At 48.6% G+C, this 19,092-nt stretch carries 22 protein-coding genes and 2 pseudogenes; 9 read left to right on the forward strand and 15 right to left on the reverse strand.

The window, feature by feature from the left end; translation table 11 throughout:
* The first annotated feature begins 228 nt into the window (after nt 1–228).
* The 9 genes and pseudogenes from MTP36_RS03495 to MTP36_RS03530 all read left to right on the forward strand — a co-directional run bounded on the left by MTP36_RS03495 (nt 229) and on the right by MTP36_RS03530 (nt 10,121).
* Nucleotides 229–585: a TnpV protein gene (locus MTP36_RS03495; RefSeq protein ID WP_207699186.1), complete on the forward strand. Its 357-nt coding sequence runs from the start codon at nt 229–231 to the stop codon at nt 583–585.
* Nucleotides 513–2,741 (forward strand): hypothetical protein, encoded by a 2,229-nt coding sequence (locus MTP36_RS16025; RefSeq protein ID WP_442900246.1) that lies wholly within the window; start codon nt 513–515, stop codon nt 2,739–2,741. Before MTP36_RS03495 ends, MTP36_RS16025 begins: the two co-directional genes overlap by 73 nt.
* A pseudogene (locus MTP36_RS16030) lies at nt 2,627–3,166 on the forward strand (DEAD/DEAH box helicase family protein); the annotation flags it as partial. The gene MTP36_RS16025 and the pseudogene MTP36_RS16030, both read left to right, overlap by 115 nt.
* Nucleotides 3,167–3,886: 720 nt before the next feature.
* A complete protein-coding gene (locus tag MTP36_RS03505) occupies nt 3,887–5,281 on the forward strand; it encodes a reverse transcriptase domain-containing protein (RefSeq protein ID WP_249253617.1) in 1,395 nt (464 codons plus the stop codon).
* The gene (locus tag MTP36_RS03510; RefSeq protein ID WP_249253619.1) at nt 5,244–5,804 is read left to right on the forward strand and encodes an HNH endonuclease; all 561 of its coding nucleotides are present in this window, start codon (nt 5,244–5,246) and stop codon (nt 5,802–5,804) included. Before MTP36_RS03505 ends, MTP36_RS03510 begins: the two co-directional genes overlap by 38 nt.
* Before the next feature lie 215 nt (nt 5,805–6,019).
* Nucleotides 6,020–7,972: a helicase-related protein gene (locus tag MTP36_RS03515; protein WP_249253621.1), complete on the forward strand. Its 1,953-nt coding sequence runs from the start codon at nt 6,020–6,022 to the stop codon at nt 7,970–7,972.
* Nucleotides 7,969–8,301, forward strand: a complete 333-nt coding sequence (locus tag MTP36_RS03520; RefSeq protein ID WP_097785780.1) for a plasmid mobilization protein — start codon at nt 7,969–7,971, stop codon at nt 8,299–8,301. Before MTP36_RS03515 ends, MTP36_RS03520 begins: the two co-directional genes overlap by 4 nt.
* 102 nt (nt 8,302–8,403) lie before the next feature.
* Nucleotides 8,404–8,679 carry a hypothetical protein gene (locus MTP36_RS03525; RefSeq protein ID WP_097785779.1) on the forward strand — a complete coding sequence of 92 codons (276 nt, stop codon included), beginning with the start codon at nt 8,404–8,406 and terminating at the stop codon, nt 8,677–8,679.
* Nucleotides 8,680–8,732: 53 nt separating this feature from the next.
* On the forward strand, nt 8,733–10,121 hold the full coding sequence (locus MTP36_RS03530) for a relaxase/mobilization nuclease domain-containing protein (RefSeq protein WP_097785791.1): 1,389 nt from the start codon (nt 8,733–8,735) through the stop codon (nt 10,119–10,121).
* 112 nt (nt 10,122–10,233) lie between these two features.
* Here the strand turns inward: MTP36_RS03530 and MTP36_RS03535 are convergent, their stop codons facing one another.
* From MTP36_RS03535 to MTP36_RS03600, 15 genes and pseudogenes are all read right to left on the reverse strand, one after another.
* Nucleotides 10,234–10,620 (reverse strand): hypothetical protein, encoded by a 387-nt coding sequence (locus MTP36_RS03535; protein ID WP_097785778.1) that lies wholly within the window; start codon nt 10,618–10,620, stop codon nt 10,234–10,236.
* A gap of 336 nt (nt 10,621–10,956) precedes the next feature.
* Nucleotides 10,957–11,397 carry a hypothetical protein gene (locus MTP36_RS03540; RefSeq protein WP_005929376.1) on the reverse strand — a complete coding sequence of 147 codons (441 nt, stop codon included), beginning with the start codon at nt 11,395–11,397 and terminating at the stop codon, nt 10,957–10,959.
* A gap of 95 nt (nt 11,398–11,492) precedes the next feature.
* Nucleotides 11,493–12,005 (reverse strand): hypothetical protein, encoded by a 513-nt coding sequence (locus MTP36_RS03545; protein WP_015565839.1) that lies wholly within the window; start codon nt 12,003–12,005, stop codon nt 11,493–11,495.
* The gene (locus MTP36_RS03550) at nt 12,002–12,142 is read right to left on the reverse strand and encodes a hypothetical protein (RefSeq protein ID WP_156072621.1); all 141 of its coding nucleotides are present in this window, start codon (nt 12,140–12,142) and stop codon (nt 12,002–12,004) included. Before MTP36_RS03550 ends, MTP36_RS03545 begins: the two co-directional genes overlap by 4 nt.
* 74 nt (nt 12,143–12,216) lie before the next feature.
* Entirely contained in the window at nt 12,217–12,447 is a 231-nt protein-coding gene (locus tag MTP36_RS03555; RefSeq protein WP_015565838.1) for a hypothetical protein, read from the reverse strand.
* 471 nt (nt 12,448–12,918) lie between these two features.
* The gene (locus tag MTP36_RS03560; protein ID WP_143406017.1) at nt 12,919–13,764 is read right to left on the reverse strand and encodes a hypothetical protein; all 846 of its coding nucleotides are present in this window, start codon (nt 13,762–13,764) and stop codon (nt 12,919–12,921) included.
* A gap of 117 nt (nt 13,765–13,881) precedes the next feature.
* On the reverse strand, nt 13,882–14,268 hold the full coding sequence (locus MTP36_RS03565; protein WP_227612091.1) for a hypothetical protein: 387 nt from the start codon (nt 14,266–14,268) through the stop codon (nt 13,882–13,884).
* 172 nt (nt 14,269–14,440) lie between these two features.
* Nucleotides 14,441–15,130 carry a DUF4367 domain-containing protein gene (locus tag MTP36_RS03570; protein WP_097791873.1) on the reverse strand — a complete coding sequence of 230 codons (690 nt, stop codon included), beginning with the start codon at nt 15,128–15,130 and terminating at the stop codon, nt 14,441–14,443.
* Nucleotides 15,123–15,662, reverse strand: coding sequence for an RNA polymerase sigma factor (locus tag MTP36_RS03575; RefSeq protein ID WP_249254390.1), 540 nt, complete (start codon nt 15,660–15,662; stop codon nt 15,123–15,125). Before MTP36_RS03575 ends, MTP36_RS03570 begins: the two co-directional genes overlap by 8 nt.
* Nucleotides 15,663–16,107: 445 nt before the next feature.
* Nucleotides 16,108–16,347 (reverse strand): DUF3885 domain-containing protein, encoded by a 240-nt coding sequence (locus tag MTP36_RS03580; protein WP_249253623.1) that lies wholly within the window; start codon nt 16,345–16,347, stop codon nt 16,108–16,110.
* 161 nt (nt 16,348–16,508) lie between these two features.
* A pseudogene (locus MTP36_RS16035) lies at nt 16,509–16,712 on the reverse strand (DUF3885 domain-containing protein); the annotation flags it as partial.
* Nucleotides 16,713–16,727: 15 nt separating this feature from the next.
* The gene (locus MTP36_RS03585) at nt 16,728–17,087 is read right to left on the reverse strand and encodes a hypothetical protein (RefSeq protein WP_006059613.1); all 360 of its coding nucleotides are present in this window, start codon (nt 17,085–17,087) and stop codon (nt 16,728–16,730) included.
* Between the two features lie 11 nt (nt 17,088–17,098).
* Complete coding sequence (locus MTP36_RS03590) at nt 17,099–17,635, reverse strand: SF0329 family protein (RefSeq protein ID WP_006059612.1); 537 nt, start codon at nt 17,633–17,635, stop codon at nt 17,099–17,101.
* A gap of 26 nt (nt 17,636–17,661) precedes the next feature.
* Nucleotides 17,662–18,213, reverse strand: coding sequence for a DUF4304 domain-containing protein (locus tag MTP36_RS03595; protein ID WP_006059611.1), 552 nt, complete (start codon nt 18,211–18,213; stop codon nt 17,662–17,664).
* Between the two features lie 9 nt (nt 18,214–18,222).
* A complete protein-coding gene (locus tag MTP36_RS03600) occupies nt 18,223–19,086 on the reverse strand; it encodes a CbrC family protein (protein WP_249253625.1) in 864 nt (287 codons plus the stop codon).
* Between the last annotated feature and the right edge of the window lie 6 nt (nt 19,087–19,092).

The raw sequence follows: 19,092 nt of genomic DNA on the forward strand, positions 1-19,092 counted from the left end.
AGTCTGCCGCCGCCATCAGCGTCACCTACACGCTGCTGGAACGCTGCGGCATTGAGCCTGCCGGGTGGTTCGACAAGGACGATTTTCAGGCAATCTACAATTTCTCAACCCCGGATAGTGTCTACGCCCTCGGCGCAGCAGTCAGCGACATGAGCCGGGAGGTGCTGCGTAACATCGAGCGCACCGTAAAAACAACCATTCGCCGCCGCAATGCAGAAAGGAGCCAATATGAATACGAACAGCAGGAACGTGACTTACTCGACCGTCGGGGACTACCAGCTCCCGAACCTAACCCTGAACCAGCCCCGGAAGCCGCTGGGCAAGTACGGCAGGCTGCGCCGGACGTACCTGATGAACCATCGCCCGGTACTGTACAACACGATGCTCCTGAACGGGAGCCTGTACCCGCACCTGATGGAGGTGGAGCAGACGGCAGAGAGCCAGATGCAGCAGACCATGCAGGGACTGCTGAAGCAGAACCCGGCCCCGGACAAGGAGCAGAATCAGATGGCATGGGTGCAGCAGATGAACAGCCTGCGGGCACAGGCAGAGGAACTGGTGCTGATGGAATTGATTTACAGTTAAGTTTCTTTGATGCCCACATTCCCACCGAAGTCCAGCAAATTGAAAAAATCGACCAAGCGGAGAGCGAAAAAACGCCCTCCGCTTTTTCGTTATCTCAAGCGGAAATTGAGAACGAACTGCGCAAGCACGGTTCAGGATTTATGGGCGGTAAACAGCGCATTATGGCAATGTACCAGACCCAGCCTGACCGCAGCCTCCGTGCCAAGACTCTGGCAAAGGAGTACGGTATCGGTGGGCACTCCCACGATTTTTTGGACGGAAGCCGGGGCTTTGTGAACCACGATGGGAGAGGAATGGAATTTGACCATTACCCCGAACACAAGAAATTCACGTTAAGCTGGACGCAGGTGGAAAAGTATATCGACCTGATGATCCAGTCCGACCGTTATCTGACGGACAAAGAAAAGGAGCATTACACGCCCCCTGTGCCCATCACCGTAGAGCCAGATGCTACCTTGACCCATGCCAAAAACCTGATCCGGGATTTCTGTCTGGAGGAATATGATTCTGAACCGGACTTTTCTGACCTGTCCAAGATCGGCATTGCCTACACCCACGCCACCGATGAGGATATTCCTATTCAAGTTAATGTGGATTTGGTGGGATACCGGGTGGAACGGTATCTGGGTGAAGTGCTGATCGACGAGCGGCAGTACGAAAGTCTGGAAGATCTGACCGAAACTGAACTGGAAGCTCTGGATTTTTCGGAATTGGTCAGTGTCACGGATGAAGAACTGGAGCACTACCACAGCAAGGCGGAGGAACGCCCGGCATTGCTGCCGCTGGATGCCGCCACCGAGTACAATGCCCTGAAGGAGCAGCACCCGGATGCGCTGGTGGGCTTTGAGCAGAACGGACAGTTTGAGTTTTACGCAGATGACGCGCAAAAAGTCAGTGAACTTCTGGGCGGCAAACTTCTGGAAAGAGAAACAGCACTGGGCACCGTCCCGGTCATCGGCTTTCCCCGCGACCAGTGGGCGCACCGTGCCAAGCAGCTGTGGCAGTGCGGCGAGAACGTCTATCTTGCCGGGCTGAACGAGGATGGCACCCACCACCAAACCAAGTATCTTCGCCGAGAGGACTATCTGCCGCTGGGCACTACCATCCACATGGAGGGGCGCGCTTTCCGGGTGGATAACGTCAACTTCGATAAGGACAGCGTGACCATGCAGGATGTGGCACTGGCAGAAATGCGGATGCCTATTTTCAGGGAGGAACCGCTGGCAGTTGTCCGGGAGTTGTACGAGGAGCAGGATATGATGGGACACCCCCTGCCCGATTACAAGGTCGGTGACAATGCTATCATTGACCTTCCTACCCGAACCATCGAGGGGAAAATTGGCTATGTCGGTGAAACGGATGTTCGCATCGACACCAGTGCGCACGGACAGTCATGGGATAACGAAGTTATCAATAAGAAACAATTCGAGGAGGGCTTGCGGCAGAACGAACCAAATTCTACCCGGCCAGTTCGTACTGAAAAAACGGTTGCCGTATACCCCGCCAAGGAAAACAATCTGCCGTTTGACATTGTAATTCAGACGATAAGCACAGAATCGCCCACAGTTGAAGCGGAACGCCCCACACTTGAACCTGCCGGAAACTTCCACATCACGGATGATGATTTGGGTGTCGGAGGCCCCAAACAGAAATTCGCCCGGAACATCGAAGCCATCCGTACCCTGTTCAAGCTGGAACAGGAACACCGGGGTGCCACCGCCGAGGAGCAACAGGTGCTTTCGCAATATGTGGGCTGGGGCGGTTTGGCAGATGCCTTTGACCCCGGCAAAGATAGTTGGGCAAAGGAATATGCAGCGTTGAAAGGGCTGCTCTCCGAGGATGAGTACGCTGCTGCCCGTTCCAGCACCCTGAACGCCCACTATACCAGCCCTACCGTCATCCGTAGTATCTACGATGCCGTGGAGCGCATGGGTTTCCACAGCGGTAACATTCTGGAACCTAGTATGGGCGTGGGCAACTTCTTTGGAATGCTGCCGGACAGCCTGGCAGACAGCCGCTTATACGGCGTGGAGCTGGACAGCATGGCGGTAATACGTTGCTTGCACACGAAGTTGGTGCGGGCAAGACCTACGAAATGGCGGCATCCGCTATGGAAGCGAAACGGCTGGGGCTGTGCCAGAAATCCTTGTTCGTAGTGCCCAACCATCTGACGGAACAATGGGCATCGGATTTTCTGAACCTCTACCCCAACGCCAAACTTTTGGTGGCACGGCGCAAGGATTTTGAGACCGCAAACCGCAAAAAATTCTGCGCCCGCATCGCCACCGGCGACTACGATGCTGTCATCATTGGGCACAGCCAGTTTGAGCGCATTCCTCTGTCCTTTGAGCGGCAGGAGCGTATTATTCAGGAGCAAATTTATGAAACGCTTGCCGCCATCAATGAGCTGAAAGTCCACGCAGGCGAGAATTTCTCCATCAAGCAGATGGAAAAGACCCGGAAAACGCTGGAAACCAAGCTGGAAAAACTGCGCTCCGATGAGCGTAAGGACGATGTAATCACCTTTGAGCAACTGGGCGTTGACAGGCTCTTTGTGGACGAGAGCCATTTCTACAAGAACCGTGCGAAACGTTGTGCATAAGCCCTTGTTGACAGCAAGGACGAAAAGCACCATGTGATTGCACTTAGCAATAAGAAAATATCACAGAGAACTTTAATCTCGAAATCAGAGGTGAAATTCCTCTGCCGTACAGAACCAATGTCGAGGAACAGAATTTCAGAGAATAGGTCAAAATTCAAGATAGTACGAGAGCTAATACTCCACTGTGCGTTGCCACCTGTAAGTGTGCATTGTACAGAGCGTGGTGAAGACGTAACCTGAAAACCTAAACCTCTGCAAAGAGGCATGGATAATAATGGTGCGGGCTTCCGAAACCTATGGCTATCCGATAGGGAAAGCTATGCAGCATCGTAAGAGCGAACGACATCTGAAAGGGTGACCCTTGGAAAAAGTGTGTGTGGCTGGTTTTTCTGCACACGCCCTGTGGGATGAAATCCCCATCAGGAATCATGCAGCAACTGTGGTTCAAAGCATGGTTAGATTTTCCCGGTGTAAGGTAGCAGCCTAAGGGTTTCAGAACAAGGATAGAGATTAAGGAACGTTTGAGAGCCTGTTGTTGGAGCGTTACAGCGCAGTGAACGCAACAGGAAGTCAGCCGTATCATAGTAGTCTGGGCTGGGTAATGCCAGTCAAACGGAATTGAAATATTCCATGGCGAAGGATACGAGTCAAATCGATTTGTAAATTTCACAAAATGAAAATCCTATAACTCCCTGAAAGATGGGTGACGAACTGCGAGGTGAAAACCTTGTGCATTTGAACGTCAGATTTTCAACGGAAACGGAACTTAAAAAGATTCAGGATTTTCTCTATGAGAAGTCCGGTCAAGGAGTATCGTTCACCGGTCTGGTGGAAGCGATGGTAAATGAAGTGACCATTGTAACCGCCGTCCACAATATCAAGTCCAACAAAGGCAGCAAAACTGCTGGCGTGGATAAGATAAAAATGGACAAATACCTTCAAATGCCCAAAGATGAGCTTATTTTATTGATTCAATCGAGTTTTCGCAACTACCGCCCCAAACCAGCCCGCCGTGAATATATCGAAAAGAGTAACGGCAAGAAAAGACCGCTGGGTATCCCCACTGTATTGGACAGGATCATACAGGAGTGCGTGCGTATCATTATCGAGCCGATCTGTGAAGCGAGATTTTATCCGCAAAGCTACGGCTTTCGCCCCTATCGGGCACAGAAACACGCAATCCGGGGTATCATCAATGTCATAAATGCTGGATGTAAATCGCCCGACCAACCCGTGTGGGCTATTGAGGGTGACATCAAGGGATGCTTCGACAATATCAATCACCGCCTGCTGCTCCAAAAACTCTGGAGAATCGGTATCCATGACAAGCGTGTGCTGAAAATTATCAGTCAGATGCTAAAAGCTGGATATATGGAAAATGACCTGTTTCATGCAACAGAGCTTGGTACACCGCAGGGAGGAATCCTCTCACCGCTTTTATCCAATGTTTATCTCAACGATTTCGATTGGTATGTTGGTCGTATGTATATGGAGCCGCACAGACAGTGCAAGCATAAAGGCAACGACACAAGGCGTTTGAAATGGGCTGGTGTAACGCCAAAGTACAATTATCGCTACGCCGATGATTGGGTGATTCTGACGTCAACGGAGAAGGAAGCACTCCGCTTGAAACGTGTCTTGACAAAATATTTTCGGAACAGAATGAAACTCGAATTGTCGCAGGAAAAGACCTATGTAACAGACCTGCGGACAAACGGTATACACTTTCTTGGCTTTGTGGTAAAGGCCGAACGAAAACGGAAAACTCCTGACCCGGCAACATGGACGAAACATCTGGTTGGAAAGCCGCTGCCGGATATGGAACGGTTAGGAAAGAAGATTAAGAAACTGCTCGAAGAAGTGCACCGCATAGAACTTTGTCAAAAAAGTCAATGTGCAGGCTGCGCAAATTCAGTACGTCAACTCTGTCATTATGGGTATGGCACAGTACTTGCAGACATCCATCTGCTCTCATGCCTACCATGCGATAGACCGCAGAGTAAACAACGCTGCACTGACTGTATGGAAAAAGCTGTACCCCAAACGGTACAACTCCATGCAGGTGCCGCTGAAGGTGCTTTGCAATCTTCCTGACCGACACAAGGGCTACGACAGTAAGACATTTGCTGTATGGGTCGAAGGAAAATGGTTTGGTATAACTTATGCGTTCATCACGCATAGTCACTATGAACCCAAGCCATTTGACCAGAAAATGACGCCGTATACAGTGGAAGGGCGCAGACGGTATGTGAGCTATCGTGCTAAGCACAAGCCACTGCCATGTGACCGTCCATCCGTTAACTCCCCGAACGATATTGCAATGTCAGCATACGCAAAGGGAAGGATGAATTTTGAGTATTATATGAACCGGGAGTATGCTTACAGCAGGGACAAAGGAAAATGTAAATGCTGTGGAAATGCCTTCTCACCCGTGCTTCAAAAGCATTGTCACCACGTTAAAAACAAGCTTCCACTTGATAGAATCAATAAAGTGCCAAATCTGGTTTGGCTGTGTGAACCATGCCACCGCATGGTTCACAACAGTCCAATACCGCCTGAACTTGATGCAAAGACGGTAGGCAAAATCATGAAATACCGCGAAAAACTTAAACTGTGAAATTTACAACCACTCTGTGTCCGTGAGAACACAGCAGTGTTGAAATCTGAAGGAAGAAAGTAAATCGATTTGATGGTACGCCGGGTGCGCTGAAAGGTGCACGCCCGGCGTGAGGTGGGGGAAAACTTGGAGATTACTTCAAAAAGTTACCTATCACAACAAAGCAGACTACTCTGCGGACTGCTTCGCAGCCGCAGAGGTGCTGCACATTCTTTTTGACCACAAAAATGCGGAATGTCGCTGGATTATCCACCAGCGAAGCCCAGAAATCCAGCGATATGTTCGGCAAGTGCCGCTATCTGGACGAGATCACCGGCGGGCGTGGCGTGGTATTCGCTACCGGCACCCCGGTGAGCAACTCCATGACCGAGTTGTACACGGTCATGCGGTACCTCCAGTACAGCACCTTGCAGCAGAAAAAGCTGACGCACTTCGACTGCTGGGCATCCACCTTTGGTGAGACGACCACGGCCATTGAACTTGCCCCGGAGGGTACCGGCTACCGTGCCCGCACCCGGTTCGCCAAGTTTTTCAACCTCCCTGAGTTGATGTCCATGTTCAAGGAGGTTGCGGACATTAAAACTAGCGACCAGCTTCATCTGCCGGTGCCGGTCGCAAAGTTTGAAACCGTGGTGGCAAAGCCGTCCGAAATTCAAAAGGAAATGGTGCAGGAACTGAGCAAACGTGCTGCAGAAATCCACTCCGGTGCAGTGGATGCCTCCGTGGACAATATGCTCTGCGTCACAAACGATGGGCGCAAAATCGGCTTGGACGTTCGCTTGATGAACCCCATGCTGCCAGATGATCTCAACAGCAAATTGAACGTATGCGTTCAAAATGTGTTGAAAATCTGGGAGGAGGGTAAAGAACAGAAGTTGACCCAACTTTTGTTCTGCGACCTCTCGACACCGAAAAACGATGGCAATTTCAACGTCTACGATGACATTCGCAAAAAGCTGATCGCCGCCGGTGTGCCGGAAAACGAGATCGAATTTATCCACAATGCTGACACCGAAGCAAAAAAGGCGGCGCTGTTCTCCAAAGTGCGCTCCGGCGATGTGCGAGTTTTGCTCGGAAGTACGGCAAAAATGGGAGCGGGCACCAACGTGCAATCCCGGCTTGTGGCGGTGCATCACTTGGACGTTGGCTGGAAGCCCAGCGACATGACCCAGCGCAATGGTCGCATCATCCGGCAGGGCAATATGAATAAGGAAGTCAAGGTGTTCAATTACGTTACGGAAGGGACATTTGACAGTTATTTGTTCCAAACTTTGGAAAATAAACAGCGGTTTATCAGCCAAATCATGACTTCAAAATCCCCGGTGCGCTCCTGCGAGGATGTGGATGAGCAGGCGCTATCTTACGCCGAAATCAAGGCACTGTGTGCCGGAAATCCGCTCATCAAGGAGAAGATGGATTTGGATGTTCAGGTCGCAAAACTCAAGGTTCTGAAAGCCGACCACCAGAGCCAGAAATTCCGCTTGCAAGACAAGCTGCTGACAAAATTCCCGGCTGACATTCAGGAAACGAACGCCCACATCGCCGGGCTGAAAGCGGACGCGCAGCTTGCCGCCGCCCACCCGCAGGGCAAGGAGGAGTTCTGCGGTATGACCATCAGGGGCGTGACCTACGACGAGAAAAAGACCGCCGGCGAACGTCTGGTGCTCGCCTGTTCCGAACTGCCCAACGCCGAAGAAAAAGTGATCGGCAGCTACCGGGGCTTTGAGCTGTCCCTGCGGTTCGACACCTTCCGCACGGAGTATCAGGCACTTTTGAAGGGGCAGCGAAAGTACACGGTGCCTTTGGGCACCGACCCACTGGGCAACATCATCCGTCTGGATAACTCCCTGAACAACTTCCCGGAACGCATCACCGCCGCAGAAAACGAACTGGATACCCTGCATCAGCAGCAGGCGGCGGCGCAAATTGAGGTGGAAAAGCCCTTCCCGCAGGAGGAAGAACTGGCTGAAAAATCAGCACGGCTTGCAGAGCTGAACGCTCAGTTGGATGTGGACGAAAAGAGCCACGAGCCGGAACAGGACGAGGAAGAACAGGAGGACGAGTCTCGCCGCCCCTCGGTGCTGGCGGCTCTGGAAGAAAAATCCGACAAGCCGGAGCCGGTGAAGCCCTTCCGCAGTTATTACGACAAGGATGGTGATGCCCGGTGAGGGAAAAACGGGATGAAACCATCATCCTGCGCTTGAGCAAAACAGAAAAGAACCGTATCTATGAAAAAATGCTCAGCATGGGCATCCGAAGCCTGAGTGCCTATATCCGCAAGATGGCACTGGACGGCTATTGCCTGCACCTTGACTTGAAAGACCTGCAACGCATGGCATATCTCTTGCAGATGTGCAGCAACAACCTGAATCAGTACGCCAAAGCCGCCAATGAAAATGGTCGGGTCTATGCCGCCGACATGGAGGACCTGCAGCAGCGGCTGGATGAACTGATTGAGATTGGTCGGCAGATTCTTTCCCGGCTGGCTGATCTCTAAATTTCTCCCCGCAGTTGGAGGGCTGCGGGGGTACATAGGCGGCAACACCATTGACAGGCTCATGCTCTATCCATATACTGAAAGCAGAAAGGCGGTGTCAATATGAAATTCGTAGCAAGAGTTCTCCTGTTTCCTGTGGTTCTCCTGAGTGCATTTCTGGTACTGATGCTGAAATGGACGCTGAACCTGTCGGCGTTTGTGCTGGCACTGCCCATGCTGTATATTTTCGGCTGCGGCCTTTATACACTGTACTGCCAGGAGTGGATGCAGTTTTTGATCTTGCTGGTGGCGGAGTTTGGCTGCTTCCTGCTCCTCACCGCCGGAACGGTCATTGTAGAAGCCGTGGAATGGTTCAGCGGCTGGATTGCAGAATTATAAAATTTTTATGCCGCCACTGTGCGGCATTTTCTTTTTGCCGGGAGGTGGTCAAACTGGCTGCAACAAGATTGATTGCACTGCACAAAAACAAGGGGAAATCCGTTGCGGCCTGCCTGAAAAGCCGCACGGATTACGCCCAGAACCCGGACAAGACACAGCAGGGCGAACTGGTCAGCAGTTACGAATGCAGTCCTTTGACGGTGGATGAAGAATTTATGCTGTCCAAACGGCAGTATGAACTTGTCACTGGGCGCAGACAAAAAAGTGACGTGATTGCCTATCAGATCCGGCAGTCGTTCAAACCCGGCGAGATCACCGCCGAAGAAGCCAACAAGGTGGGTTATGAGCTGGCAATGCGTTTCACCAAAGGCAAGTATGCGTTTATCGTTGCAACCCACACGGACCGGGAACACATTCATAATCACATTATCTACAACTCCACTGCGTTGGACAGCATCCGGAAATTCCGGGATTTTTTATTGTCCGGGCTGGCTGTGCAACGGTTGAGCGATCTGATCTGCTTAGAGCATCAGCTTTCCGTCATTGAGATAAAGCCCTATCGGGAGCGGCAGAAGCGCACACTCTACCCGCCCAAAGAAAGCAATCGTGACCGTCTATGTGGCGTGATTGACACTGTTCTGGCGGAAAAGCCCAAAGACTACGAAGATTTTCTGCAAGGACTGGAGCAGCAGGGTTATGAGGTCAAGCGTGGAAAATACACCTCCGTCAAAGGCGCACGGCAGAAGCGATTCATCCGGTTCCGCACTTTGGGCGCAGGATATAGTGAAGAAGAACTGAAAGCTGTTATCTCTGGGGAAGCCGAACACCATCCCCGGCAGAAGCAGAAGCGCATCGTACCGGAACAAAAGTTTCAGATGCTGGTGGACATTCAGGCAAAGCTGGCCGAGGGAAAGAGCATGGGGTATGCTCGCTGGGCAAAGCGATATAATCTGAAAGAAATGTCCAAGACGCTGATTTTCTTACAGGAGCATAAAATCGGCAGCATTAAAGAAATGCAGGAACGTGTGGATGCAGCAACTGCTCGCTATCACGAGTTGGGCGATTCCATTAAAGCTGCAGAAGCGCGCATGACCGAGATTGCCGTTCTGCGGACGCACATCGTTAATTACGCCCGGACACGTCCGGTTTATGATGCCTACCGCAAAGCCGGGTACAGTAAGAGATTTCTGGAAGCCCACCGGGAAGAAATCACGCTGCATAAGGCTGCAAAAGCTGCTTTTGATGAAGCTGGATTGAAAAAGCTGCCAAAGACTAAGGACTTGAGCATCGAATACGCTGAACTTCTGAAAAAGAAGAAAGAAGCATACCCAGACTACCGGAAGGCACAAGATGAGATGCAGGAGTTGATGAAAGCTCAGAAAAATGTAGAGATGTTTTTTGCAGAGGAAAAAGACACAGCCGAAAAAGAGCCAACACGATAAACGAAATCCGCCGAGGATTCTTCCCGTTTTTTTCGGGAGGATTCCTCGGCGGATTTTTGCTTTTGAAAACTGATTTCTAAGAATGTGAATTCAAAATACCAAAATTATTCAGTCAAGCCAAAAAGGTAAACCACACAAATGCAGCAGTTGCACATATCATCAGAACCAGTAGTATCGTACTTGCAAGTTTCTTCTCAATGGAAACTTTCTGATTTTTGCATAGGACAATCTGCTGAAGATTGTGAAATTCGGCTTCGCTGACATTTCCATTTAATGCTTTCCATGCAGTGCAGCGATCTGTAACCAGCAAAAAATCGGACAGCATTTCCATAAAGATGACAGCGAAAAATGCCAGAGAAAAGAACCACATCCCATTCCATTGAAGTTCTGTCAACACCCTCTGAAGGCTTGAAGGCTTTAATGACACTAACGAAATAATGTAAATCAACGTGTTGCAGAATTCTCTTGCTAATGGCCCTTTTTGTTTAAGAAAATCCATTTTCAACCCTTTCCTTACAAACGGAGTGACTTAACCACCAATGGCCTGATAGTAATCCGTTTTAGAACGAATCAAAGAACCGTTTGACTTGTATTCTTTGACAGTTTGATGGTAGCAATTTTCGAAATATGTATTCTATTTTTTCTGCATTGGAATCACCACTTTTTTGATAAAATTAGGAGCCATCACTTTCCGACAGCCATTCGTCTAGGATTCTTGATGCTATTTCAGCATATTCTTCATCTGTAGAAATAGATTTCAAATATTTGTAAAGAGTATTTTTTCTTCTGCCGCCCCAATATAGGGATAACCGGAATTCCCCAGCATCTCTTTTATTCAGGATTTTTCTACTGAAATCCGGATTCCAAATCCTCCCTCTGAGTATGCAATGCTTATCCATGTTTCATCTTTTCTTAGCAAAACGCCTGTCGAAACGCTTTCTGAAGCCGATGCCTCTTCAGCGTATCCTAAGGTTTTCAATTGGTCAATATATTTTTGTATTTCTTCTTCAGAGATATTATTATAAAAGATTGCATAATACCCAGCATTAGAACCATCCAATATATATTCTATCGTTCCACTTTCCGGCTCACAAATAAGCCTAGTGTATTCATTATCCGGCCAAACTGAAGTATAAATACATTTTACATCAGACGGATTGGTTCCTCCATGTGTAGCAAATTTTCCCTGACCTGAAAAACGAATGCAAAGAAAGACCAATATCAAAACTATAAAGGCAACCGCCATACTGCTAAAAAATTCCAATTTCTTATTCATTTGGCTTGCTCCATAATCCAAACGTACAAAGCCACGATTCTTTTCTTTCGGCTCTAAAGAATCGTGGCTTTTATCCCCATTATCTAATGCTTTTATTACGGAATCGTGATGTCGTAGGAAATGGAGAACTGGCCACCGTTTGCCAAAGCATTCAATGCTACAGCAGTTCCAGAAACAAATACTGTACCGCTTGTTCCGCTACTAGCTTTCCTACCGGTATCCACATCTGTACTAATCGTTTCGTCCCCGGTTGCGACTTCAGAGAAGTATTTACTTGTCGATTGGCCATTCATGGTAAGTTTGACATTTCCTGTCATACCTGTAAATTCCGGCTTTGGCGATGAGTACCACGGAACGTAAAGTTCAACATGAACCTGTACGCCATCATTCTTATCATAGGTTGCGTAGGAATTAACCCGAACGTTAGCAATTCCTACCTGCATAGCCATGCCAGGTTCCAAGCACTCGCTTAGAGGTGCATCATACCTTCCAATAACAACAGGTTGTTTGTCATCCGTTGGGGCCGCTGCAAAAGCAGAGATAGAACAAAGCGAAAAGACCATAACCACCGCCATACAAAGCGCAAGCAATCTTTTCTTCAAGGTCATTTTGAGTCATCTCCTTTTATTTTTGCATAAAATGTGACAGCATATCGAATAAGGTACTTTGCAATCACAAGAAAAGCAATCGCCATGACTGTTGCTGTCGATACAATTGTCAAGATTTCCGGTACGCTAAATTTCATAAATGTACCTCAACTCATGCTCAACTTGTTTTCAAGGAAATTATCTGCATTGGAATCACCTCCATCTGAAGCATTTATATGCTAAAGACTCCTATTATTTTTTGCATTTTCGACAGTAATAAGCATCTGTTAGTATCGTCGGTCCCCCATAAATAGTCTTTCTTTCCTATAGCTATCCCGCCTTCAAAAATGATTTTTGAAAGACGTGATTTTTTCAGACTTTCTTGAGGAAACCACATCGCTGAAACTCCCTGCGTGACGATTCCTCCAAGCTGCATATCGCTTCCACAATAAATGCACTTCATTATCTCTATTCCTCTGGAGTGGATTTATCTCCCAAAATATTGAGCATTAACACAACGCACAAAAAGAGAAACGATAAGATATAAGGTTGAACATATCCTTCCTCATATAAACACAATGTATTGCCTGATTGAACAACATTCACCTTGGTGAAACAATCTGTATAGCTATAACTTGTTTCTTCTGAGAAGGGCATCAGCTGAGATAAATCATATCGGTTCCATATAAAGAAACGTTTTGCCGTTATAATATAATATTGCTTTCCATCGGTTAGTAAAAAATCAATTGAAGATTTCGATTCGGTCGATTTACAATCAACAAGAGTTAACATAGAATTTGAAACGCTTTCAAAATTTTTATTTGATAACACTTGCAATTTATCAAAAGAATACGGAAATCTTACGATAGAAATTAGCCATAGCAATATTATAATAGCACCGAAATGTCTGAAACATTTAACAATCTTATATTTTTTAGTTCCACGCATAAATATTCCAATTACTGTATGTAAACAGATAATTATAGATTGTCATTCCAAAATTTTGATTTCCCCAAGATGTTGTGGGGTAATACTCGCCATCCGTGTAGGTGTTATTAAACTTATTTCCACTTTCCGTTATAACATACTTGGTTCCCCAAAAACTATTTTTGTGAGAAGAGTGGTTAATATCAGTCAATGTGTATTCAATTTGTTCATACTGCGAATTAAGGTTACACTGTGGAATGGTGAATTGCACGGCCGTCATAGCAAAACCAAAATATGCGAGTGCAGTTTTGGAAATTGCAAGTGCCGGAGCAGCAGGTAATGACAAGGCACCTGCTACAACTGATGCCAACCCTGCCAAATCTCTATATGTTCCATTAATATCATATTTTTTGTTTCCTGTTTCTTTCACATAATCCACATATGCTCCGCAGATTCCCGTTCCGGTTCCATCTGTATATTGGAAACGAATTCTTCCCAACCGACGCGACATTGTAGATTGCGGTAAGACTATATCAAAATTCTTCTCTGTCGGAATAAATCGCTGCAGCTGTTTTGATGTTCCATCCGAAGAATAAACCAATTCATTTATAACATTTTTTGATCGGTCAACCGTATAACGGCTTACCAATTTTCCATCATTGTACTGTTCAAAAACCGAGTCACCATTGTCAAGATCATAGGCTCTAACAAGCAATTCACCTGACGCGCTTTGTACGGTCGTGAAGTCAGAACTCGTGCTGTTTTTAGTTCCTGCTGCAAAAGAGACCAAAGGAACGGTTAGCAAAAGCGTGGTTGCAAGTGCAAACGATATGAATCTATTCCAAATTTTCATAATTAACCCTCACTGTAGATTATTCTAATAGAAATGGTATACTTTAGGTGTTCTATTCCAAAGATAAGGCTTCACCTATCATCTCTAGGATTAGTTTTTTAAAATGAATAACCTCACTTATCTACTGGCACTTCCAGTAATGGTTTCACTCCGTCCATCGGAATAGTTAAAGGTCGCAGAATACTCCAGCCTATAAGATTTTCCGGGCTTAGTGTTAAAGTTACTGCTCACCATGCAGGTTGAGGTCGTGCTGCTGTTCGAGCAGCTACTTACTTTTTGCCATGTTCCAATTGTTCCCTTTTCATAGAGAACGCCTGAAACGCTGATTTTCTTTACTCCAGTTCGTGTCTGGGCATCAACCTGATAGTATGTTTGGTAAATGGATCCGTTGACCGTACTATCACCTACATACCGCTCAGACTTTTCAGCGGCCATTGCGGTGCAGGCAAAACTCAAGAGAATCACCGCTGAAATAACAATGGACAACAAACGCTTTTTCGACATAGACATACACCTCCGTTTTTTTGCTCCTAACAAGAGCCTTTGTATAATCAACGCAATTCGCATTCGCTTCGTTTCAATTTTCAGGAGAAATTTTTTTCAAATTTTCCATCTTTGTAAGTTCAGACAAAAAGAAAGCCGGACATTTGTGTACTCTCACAAGTGTCCGGCTTTCTTAACGGATACCTTCCGCAATTTTCATAATCTCATCGTATGGAATGTTTCCCATAACGGTATGTGTAATCCCCTGATATTCCCAACTTAGAGTATAAACATTCTTTCCATGTTCATCCGTACTAGTTCCAAGTACGCCATCTGCTTCTCCGACCTTTACGGTTTCGTACACTGTATGCTCATTATCAAATAGGGACTGCTGCCCCGGCTGGATAATTGAACAACGGACAGTGTAGCTTTCCTCTGTTTCTTTTGACGAGTAAACATGTAAAAAGTTTTCTGCTCGTTCAAATTTCTGCGCATCGTCCATTTCAAAGCCGTCCAGCACATAATGATCGCTGTATCCATCCGGTAATCGTTCCAACGGTTCGCCGTCCACTTGATACGTCAGCTGCATCTCAATCGGCAAGAACTTCTGAATCATCGTGTAGACTGCCTTGCGGAAGTCTGCACTTACTGCAAGCGCGCCGAGAGTTAAAATTACCAGCGTCATGGCTACAACAAGCACTCGTTTCAGCACCGGACAGCGTTTATGCAATGCCGCTTTCAGGCGAGCATCCCATCGGGAAGTGTCCGGGTAGCGTTCCTTAAGCTGGGCCGGAGTTGGCAGCTCGTCCAGTTCTTTCTGTGCATCTGCACGGAGTGCCATCATCAAAGCTGCATCAAAAGAAATCTCTGTCCGCTCACTCACGGTTGTTCAGCTCCTTCCACAATAGTTTTCTTCCACGGAAAAGCCGCATCCGAACCACTTCATCTGTCAGTCCAAACGATTCGGCAATCTCCCGGTTGGTGTAGCCCATCGCCAAAAGGCGCAGTGGATCACGGTACATCGGTTTCATCTGTCCGATCAGTTCTGTCAGGTATTGGATGTTATCGGTGCTGACTGCTGCATCATCCGGCACCGGGGCATCATCTGGTGCGTCCGGGACTTCTTCCAGCGGTTCTTCTCGCTGCTTGCGAAGCATATCGTATGCACGGCTTCTACTACAACTAACGAGATAAGCAGCGAGTTCGTGACAGTTTTCTCGATGAATTTTAGAAAAATTTTTGGCAACGTACAAAAACACCTCTTGCAGTACATCTTCTGCCAGATACGAATCGCCCATAATTTTGTAAGCGGTATGGTAGACCAGCCGTTTGTAGATATTATATACATCTATAAATTGTTCTTCTTTGCTTTGATCGTCAAGAACAGCTAAGTACAGGGAAAGCAACACAATCACCTCCAACTGATTCGCATGGATTGGATGTAGTGTACCATGAACCAGCGAAAATGTCGAATGTTTTCCGTTCTGAACGAAGAACAGCCAGCATCATGACCTCACTTACTGTTGAGGCCGTTGCTGGCTGTTCGTTTGGTTTGAGATGTTTCCATCAAAATTGCAGAGTGCAAATGTCTTGAAGCTCTACCTTATATAAATAGAAGCGTTTTGAAAAAACGCGCAGCCTGCATCGGAACGGTGCAGAATGAAGGGGATTGGGCACAGCCCAACAAGCATTTTGCAACGCAAAAATGGCGTTTGTATAGACAAAAGCCCTGCTTGCCACAACAATGCGTCCTTTTTGTCCGCAATTTGTAATTTTCAGATTGGAGAAAAACGCCATGGCAAAGACGAAGGCTGAAGAAAAAGCTCTCAACCTTGATTAGATTTTGTTTAACTGCCGGGATTATCTGCGCGCTGCGCGCAACTCCGGCTCGTTCTTTGAAAAGCGTGATAGCAGCTTCTGTGAGCCGCCCAGCACATCCAGCCCACGGTCATCGTACAAATGGTAGAGGAACGGCCCCGGCCCAGCCAGATAGACGCTGGACACAAAGCCGTTCCAGCCGCCGATGTCCCCCAGAATGATTTCCTGAAGAAGCAGCTCTGGTTGAAAGCTGATCTTGCTGAGATCCCAGTAAAACTGCACTTGTGCATGGGTATCCCCATCTTCATCCTGCTCTGTGGCCGAAAGTTGTTCATCGGGAACTGGGAGGCCCACTCGCTGCCGGATAACGGCAGCAGGGACTCGGCGGGTTCTTCATCGGGATACCCGTCGATCCGCAGAAGGTCCGGCACCGCCGGAAGTGCCCGATAGATCGCGGCGGCTCGGTCCAGCGCCCCCTGAACATAAGCGGGGTTGGTTTTCAGCTTCGCCGCACGCCTATCCAGATAGATTGGTTCCTCCCCGCCGATCTTAAAACGAATGCCCACCGGTGCATGGTAGAACAGAGGGTGTTCCAGCCCAGCCATGCCCAGATCATGTAAAATGTGTTCAAACCGCTTTGCCAGCATGGTATCCCTCCGTTCTCATGTCATTTCATACAGCAGAGCAGCATCGCCCTGCACCAGTTCCAGATGGGAGCGCAGCGTATTAAGCCCGCTTTGCACCGCCTCGGTGGGCAGATCCCAGTCCGGGGCAATTTCAGCGGCCAGCTCCGGGAGATCCTGCTCCCGCAGAGCTGCCAGCAGTTGAGACGCCAGCTCTCCCTCCAGCAGAGCGCAGTCCAGGGTGTCTTCCGTCTGGGGAGCAGGAAAACGGACATCCAGATCCAGTTCGCTCTCACACCAGTCCCAGATGGCCATATAGACCGCGCCGGAGCAGTCACCGTCGGACAACTCCTGCCGCTGGTTATTTTTTATCAGATAAAAGGACGCGATCTGTGACATGGTGGTTCCTCCTAAATGTTATTCGCTTCCATCAGCCCTTCGGCCTGCAACCGGATCACATAGAAAGCCCGCACCCAGTCCAGTTCCTGCTCCATGGAGTCCTCCAAAGCCAGCAGGCGGCGCTTGCCAAGCCTGCGATCCAGAAGGGCAAAGATACGGACAAGGGGATTCTCGCTGACAAGGCTTTTCTCGATGCTCTGGTTGTCAAAGATCCCAAACGCCTCATAGAACACCTTTTGGTCAAAGGTGCCCTGCTCCAGCGCATAGGCATGAGCCTGATTGATGGCCTCTTTTGCGGAGTCGTGATCTTTCAGCGTGGTGGAGCGCAAGTGATGAAATTTCGTCCACACATTTTCAAAATAGGTGTAGTAGTTGCTCCGCAGCACTTCCACGCCGTCCACACGAATGGCGGCCCGGCCCTCATGGTCGGCGCTTTTGCTGTAACTGGTGGCAAAATACTGGATGTGGCCCCGGAGTGCCGGGCACAGGTAGTCATTCTCCAATTTGTTCCGGATTCCACTCCAAGTGGATACTCTACTGTTTGACATAGGTGTTGTTTCCTTTCTGCTGATTCCTACTGCTTTTGGAGATACTCCCGGAAGCATTCGATGAACTCCCGATTCCGCTTAGGGACATCGAACCCCTTCCGATGGGGGAAGAACCCCTCCTGTTCCACATCGTCCAGCAGCTTGGGCAGATTGGAAAACCGGGCAAAGAATGGTAGTGCATAGTCCTGGATCTGCCCGGAAATTTCCTGGATAGAGCGTTCCCGCTCCAGCAGAGTAGATACCTCATAGCGGGGGAAGTCATCATACCGGTGGGTCAGCCGGGCGATGGAGGTACCCACGATACCATCATAGGTTTCCTCCGTCCCTTCCTGCTCACTGCGCCACTGGGCAATCACCGGGGAACTCACATCGAAGAAGGCAGTAAAAGTGGTGGAGCCAAAGCGGATGGAGGGGGAAAAGTAAAAGGAGAACACAAAGATGCCGTCTTTTTTGTAGATGTCATTTTTGCTCTTGCGGTATTTGTAGCCCAGCGGGTTCAAAGGCTCCGCGATCCGCTCACAGGTATAGACGAAGATCTCACGGGGCTTGGTTCCCTTGGGAAAATCCTTCTTCTCCATGTTGCCACCTCAATCAAAATCCATCCAGACCAGGTGTTTTCCGCAGTGGAGGCACTGGAACAGATAGCATTGCAGATGCCCGCCATTGACGGATTCCCGGATCATTCCCTTCTGCTCCTCGTCCCACATGGGGTCGTCCAGCACCTCCTCCAGCACACCCAGGGCCCGCAGTTCTCTGGCACCCACATGGCCCAGGTAGGCGCAGTAGTCGCCGCAGTGGGCGCGCCAGTATTCCTGCTGCCAGCCGGAGTAGCCGGGGGTGCGGTGGATCAGCTCGTCCAGCTTCTCCGGATCGTCTACACCATCATCCACAGAGAAATCATCTTGAAAACTACCGTCATATTTCCGGGCTGCTTCGCCGCTGGCGATGCACTCTGGGCACAGATATGCAATATCCTCCACGGCGTAAAAAGGGGCTGTATAGAAAATATGGGTCGTCTTGCCACAGCAGTCGCAGACAACGCCGTCTGCGGATTCCTCAAAAGCCCCAGTTTCCAGAGGGTTTGGGTGATACCGGAAGGCGGGCAGGCCCAGCTGGGCCTGCCGTTCCTTCTCTTTCTGCTTTTCCTCCGGCGTTTTGGGCTTGGGGAGGGCATAATGATTGCCCCAGTTTTCCGCATAGTCCTTCAGCGTGCCCAGCCGCTTGAGGGTCTTTTTATCGGAACGATTTCCGATTTGGCAGAGCAGTTCGTAGGCGTCCTTCTTAAAGTCCAGCAGGTCATATACATCCACCAGCACTTCCTTGGCCTGCTGATCCTCACTCTGCTCAAGTTCTTCCTTGAAGGTATATAGAGCGCGGACATTGTCTGGACCTTCATTGGTCGCAACAAACTGTTTTTTTAGTTCGATATAGGTTTTCTGATATTCTGTCATTGGTCG

The sequence above is a fragment of the Faecalibacterium sp. I4-1-79 genome (assembly GCF_023347235.1).
GTDB classification, from domain to species: Bacteria; Bacillota; Clostridia; order Oscillospirales; family Ruminococcaceae; genus Faecalibacterium; species Faecalibacterium tardum.

What these genes read in the sequence shown, in the direction of transcription:
- MTP36_RS03495 (WP_207699186.1), top strand. Translation starts at nt 229, where the DNA reads ATGAATACGAACAGCAGGAACGTGACTTACTCGACCGTCGGGGACTAC.
- MTP36_RS16025 (WP_442900246.1), top strand. Translation starts at nt 513, where the DNA reads ATGGGTGCAGCAGATGAACAGCCTGCGGGCACAGGCAGAGGAACTGGT.
- MTP36_RS03505 (WP_249253617.1), top strand. Translation starts at nt 3,887, where the DNA reads ATGGGTGACGAACTGCGAGGTGAAAACCTTGTGCATTTGAACGTCAGA.
- MTP36_RS03510 (WP_249253619.1), top strand. Translation starts at nt 5,244, where the DNA reads ATGCAGGTGCCGCTGAAGGTGCTTTGCAATCTTCCTGACCGACACAAG.
- MTP36_RS03525 (WP_097785779.1), top strand. Translation starts at nt 8,404, where the DNA reads ATGAAATTCGTAGCAAGAGTTCTCCTGTTTCCTGTGGTTCTCCTGAGT.
- MTP36_RS03535 (WP_097785778.1), bottom strand. Translation starts at nt 10,620, where the DNA reads ATGGATTTTCTTAAACAAAAAGGGCCATTAGCAAGAGAATTCTGCAAC.
- MTP36_RS03540 (WP_005929376.1), bottom strand. Translation starts at nt 11,397, where the DNA reads ATGAATAAGAAATTGGAATTTTTTAGCAGTATGGCGGTTGCCTTTATA.
- MTP36_RS03545 (WP_015565839.1), bottom strand. Translation starts at nt 12,005, where the DNA reads ATGACCTTGAAGAAAAGATTGCTTGCGCTTTGTATGGCGGTGGTTATG.
- MTP36_RS03550 (WP_156072621.1), bottom strand. Translation starts at nt 12,142, where the DNA reads ATGAAATTTAGCGTACCGGAAATCTTGACAATTGTATCGACAGCAACA.
- MTP36_RS03555 (WP_015565838.1), bottom strand. Translation starts at nt 12,447, where the DNA reads ATGAAGTGCATTTATTGTGGAAGCGATATGCAGCTTGGAGGAATCGTC.
- MTP36_RS03560 (WP_143406017.1), bottom strand. Translation starts at nt 13,764, where the DNA reads ATGAAAATTTGGAATAGATTCATATCGTTTGCACTTGCAACCACGCTT.
- MTP36_RS03565 (WP_227612091.1), bottom strand. Translation starts at nt 14,268, where the DNA reads ATGTCGAAAAAGCGTTTGTTGTCCATTGTTATTTCAGCGGTGATTCTC.
- MTP36_RS03585 (WP_006059613.1), bottom strand. Translation starts at nt 17,087, where the DNA reads ATGTCACAGATCGCGTCCTTTTATCTGATAAAAAATAACCAGCGGCAG.
- MTP36_RS03590 (WP_006059612.1), bottom strand. Translation starts at nt 17,635, where the DNA reads ATGTCAAACAGTAGAGTATCCACTTGGAGTGGAATCCGGAACAAATTG.
- MTP36_RS03595 (WP_006059611.1), bottom strand. Translation starts at nt 18,213, where the DNA reads ATGGAGAAGAAGGATTTTCCCAAGGGAACCAAGCCCCGTGAGATCTTC.
- MTP36_RS03600 (WP_249253625.1), bottom strand. Translation starts at nt 19,086, where the DNA reads ATGACAGAATATCAGAAAACCTATATCGAACTAAAAAAACAGTTTGTT.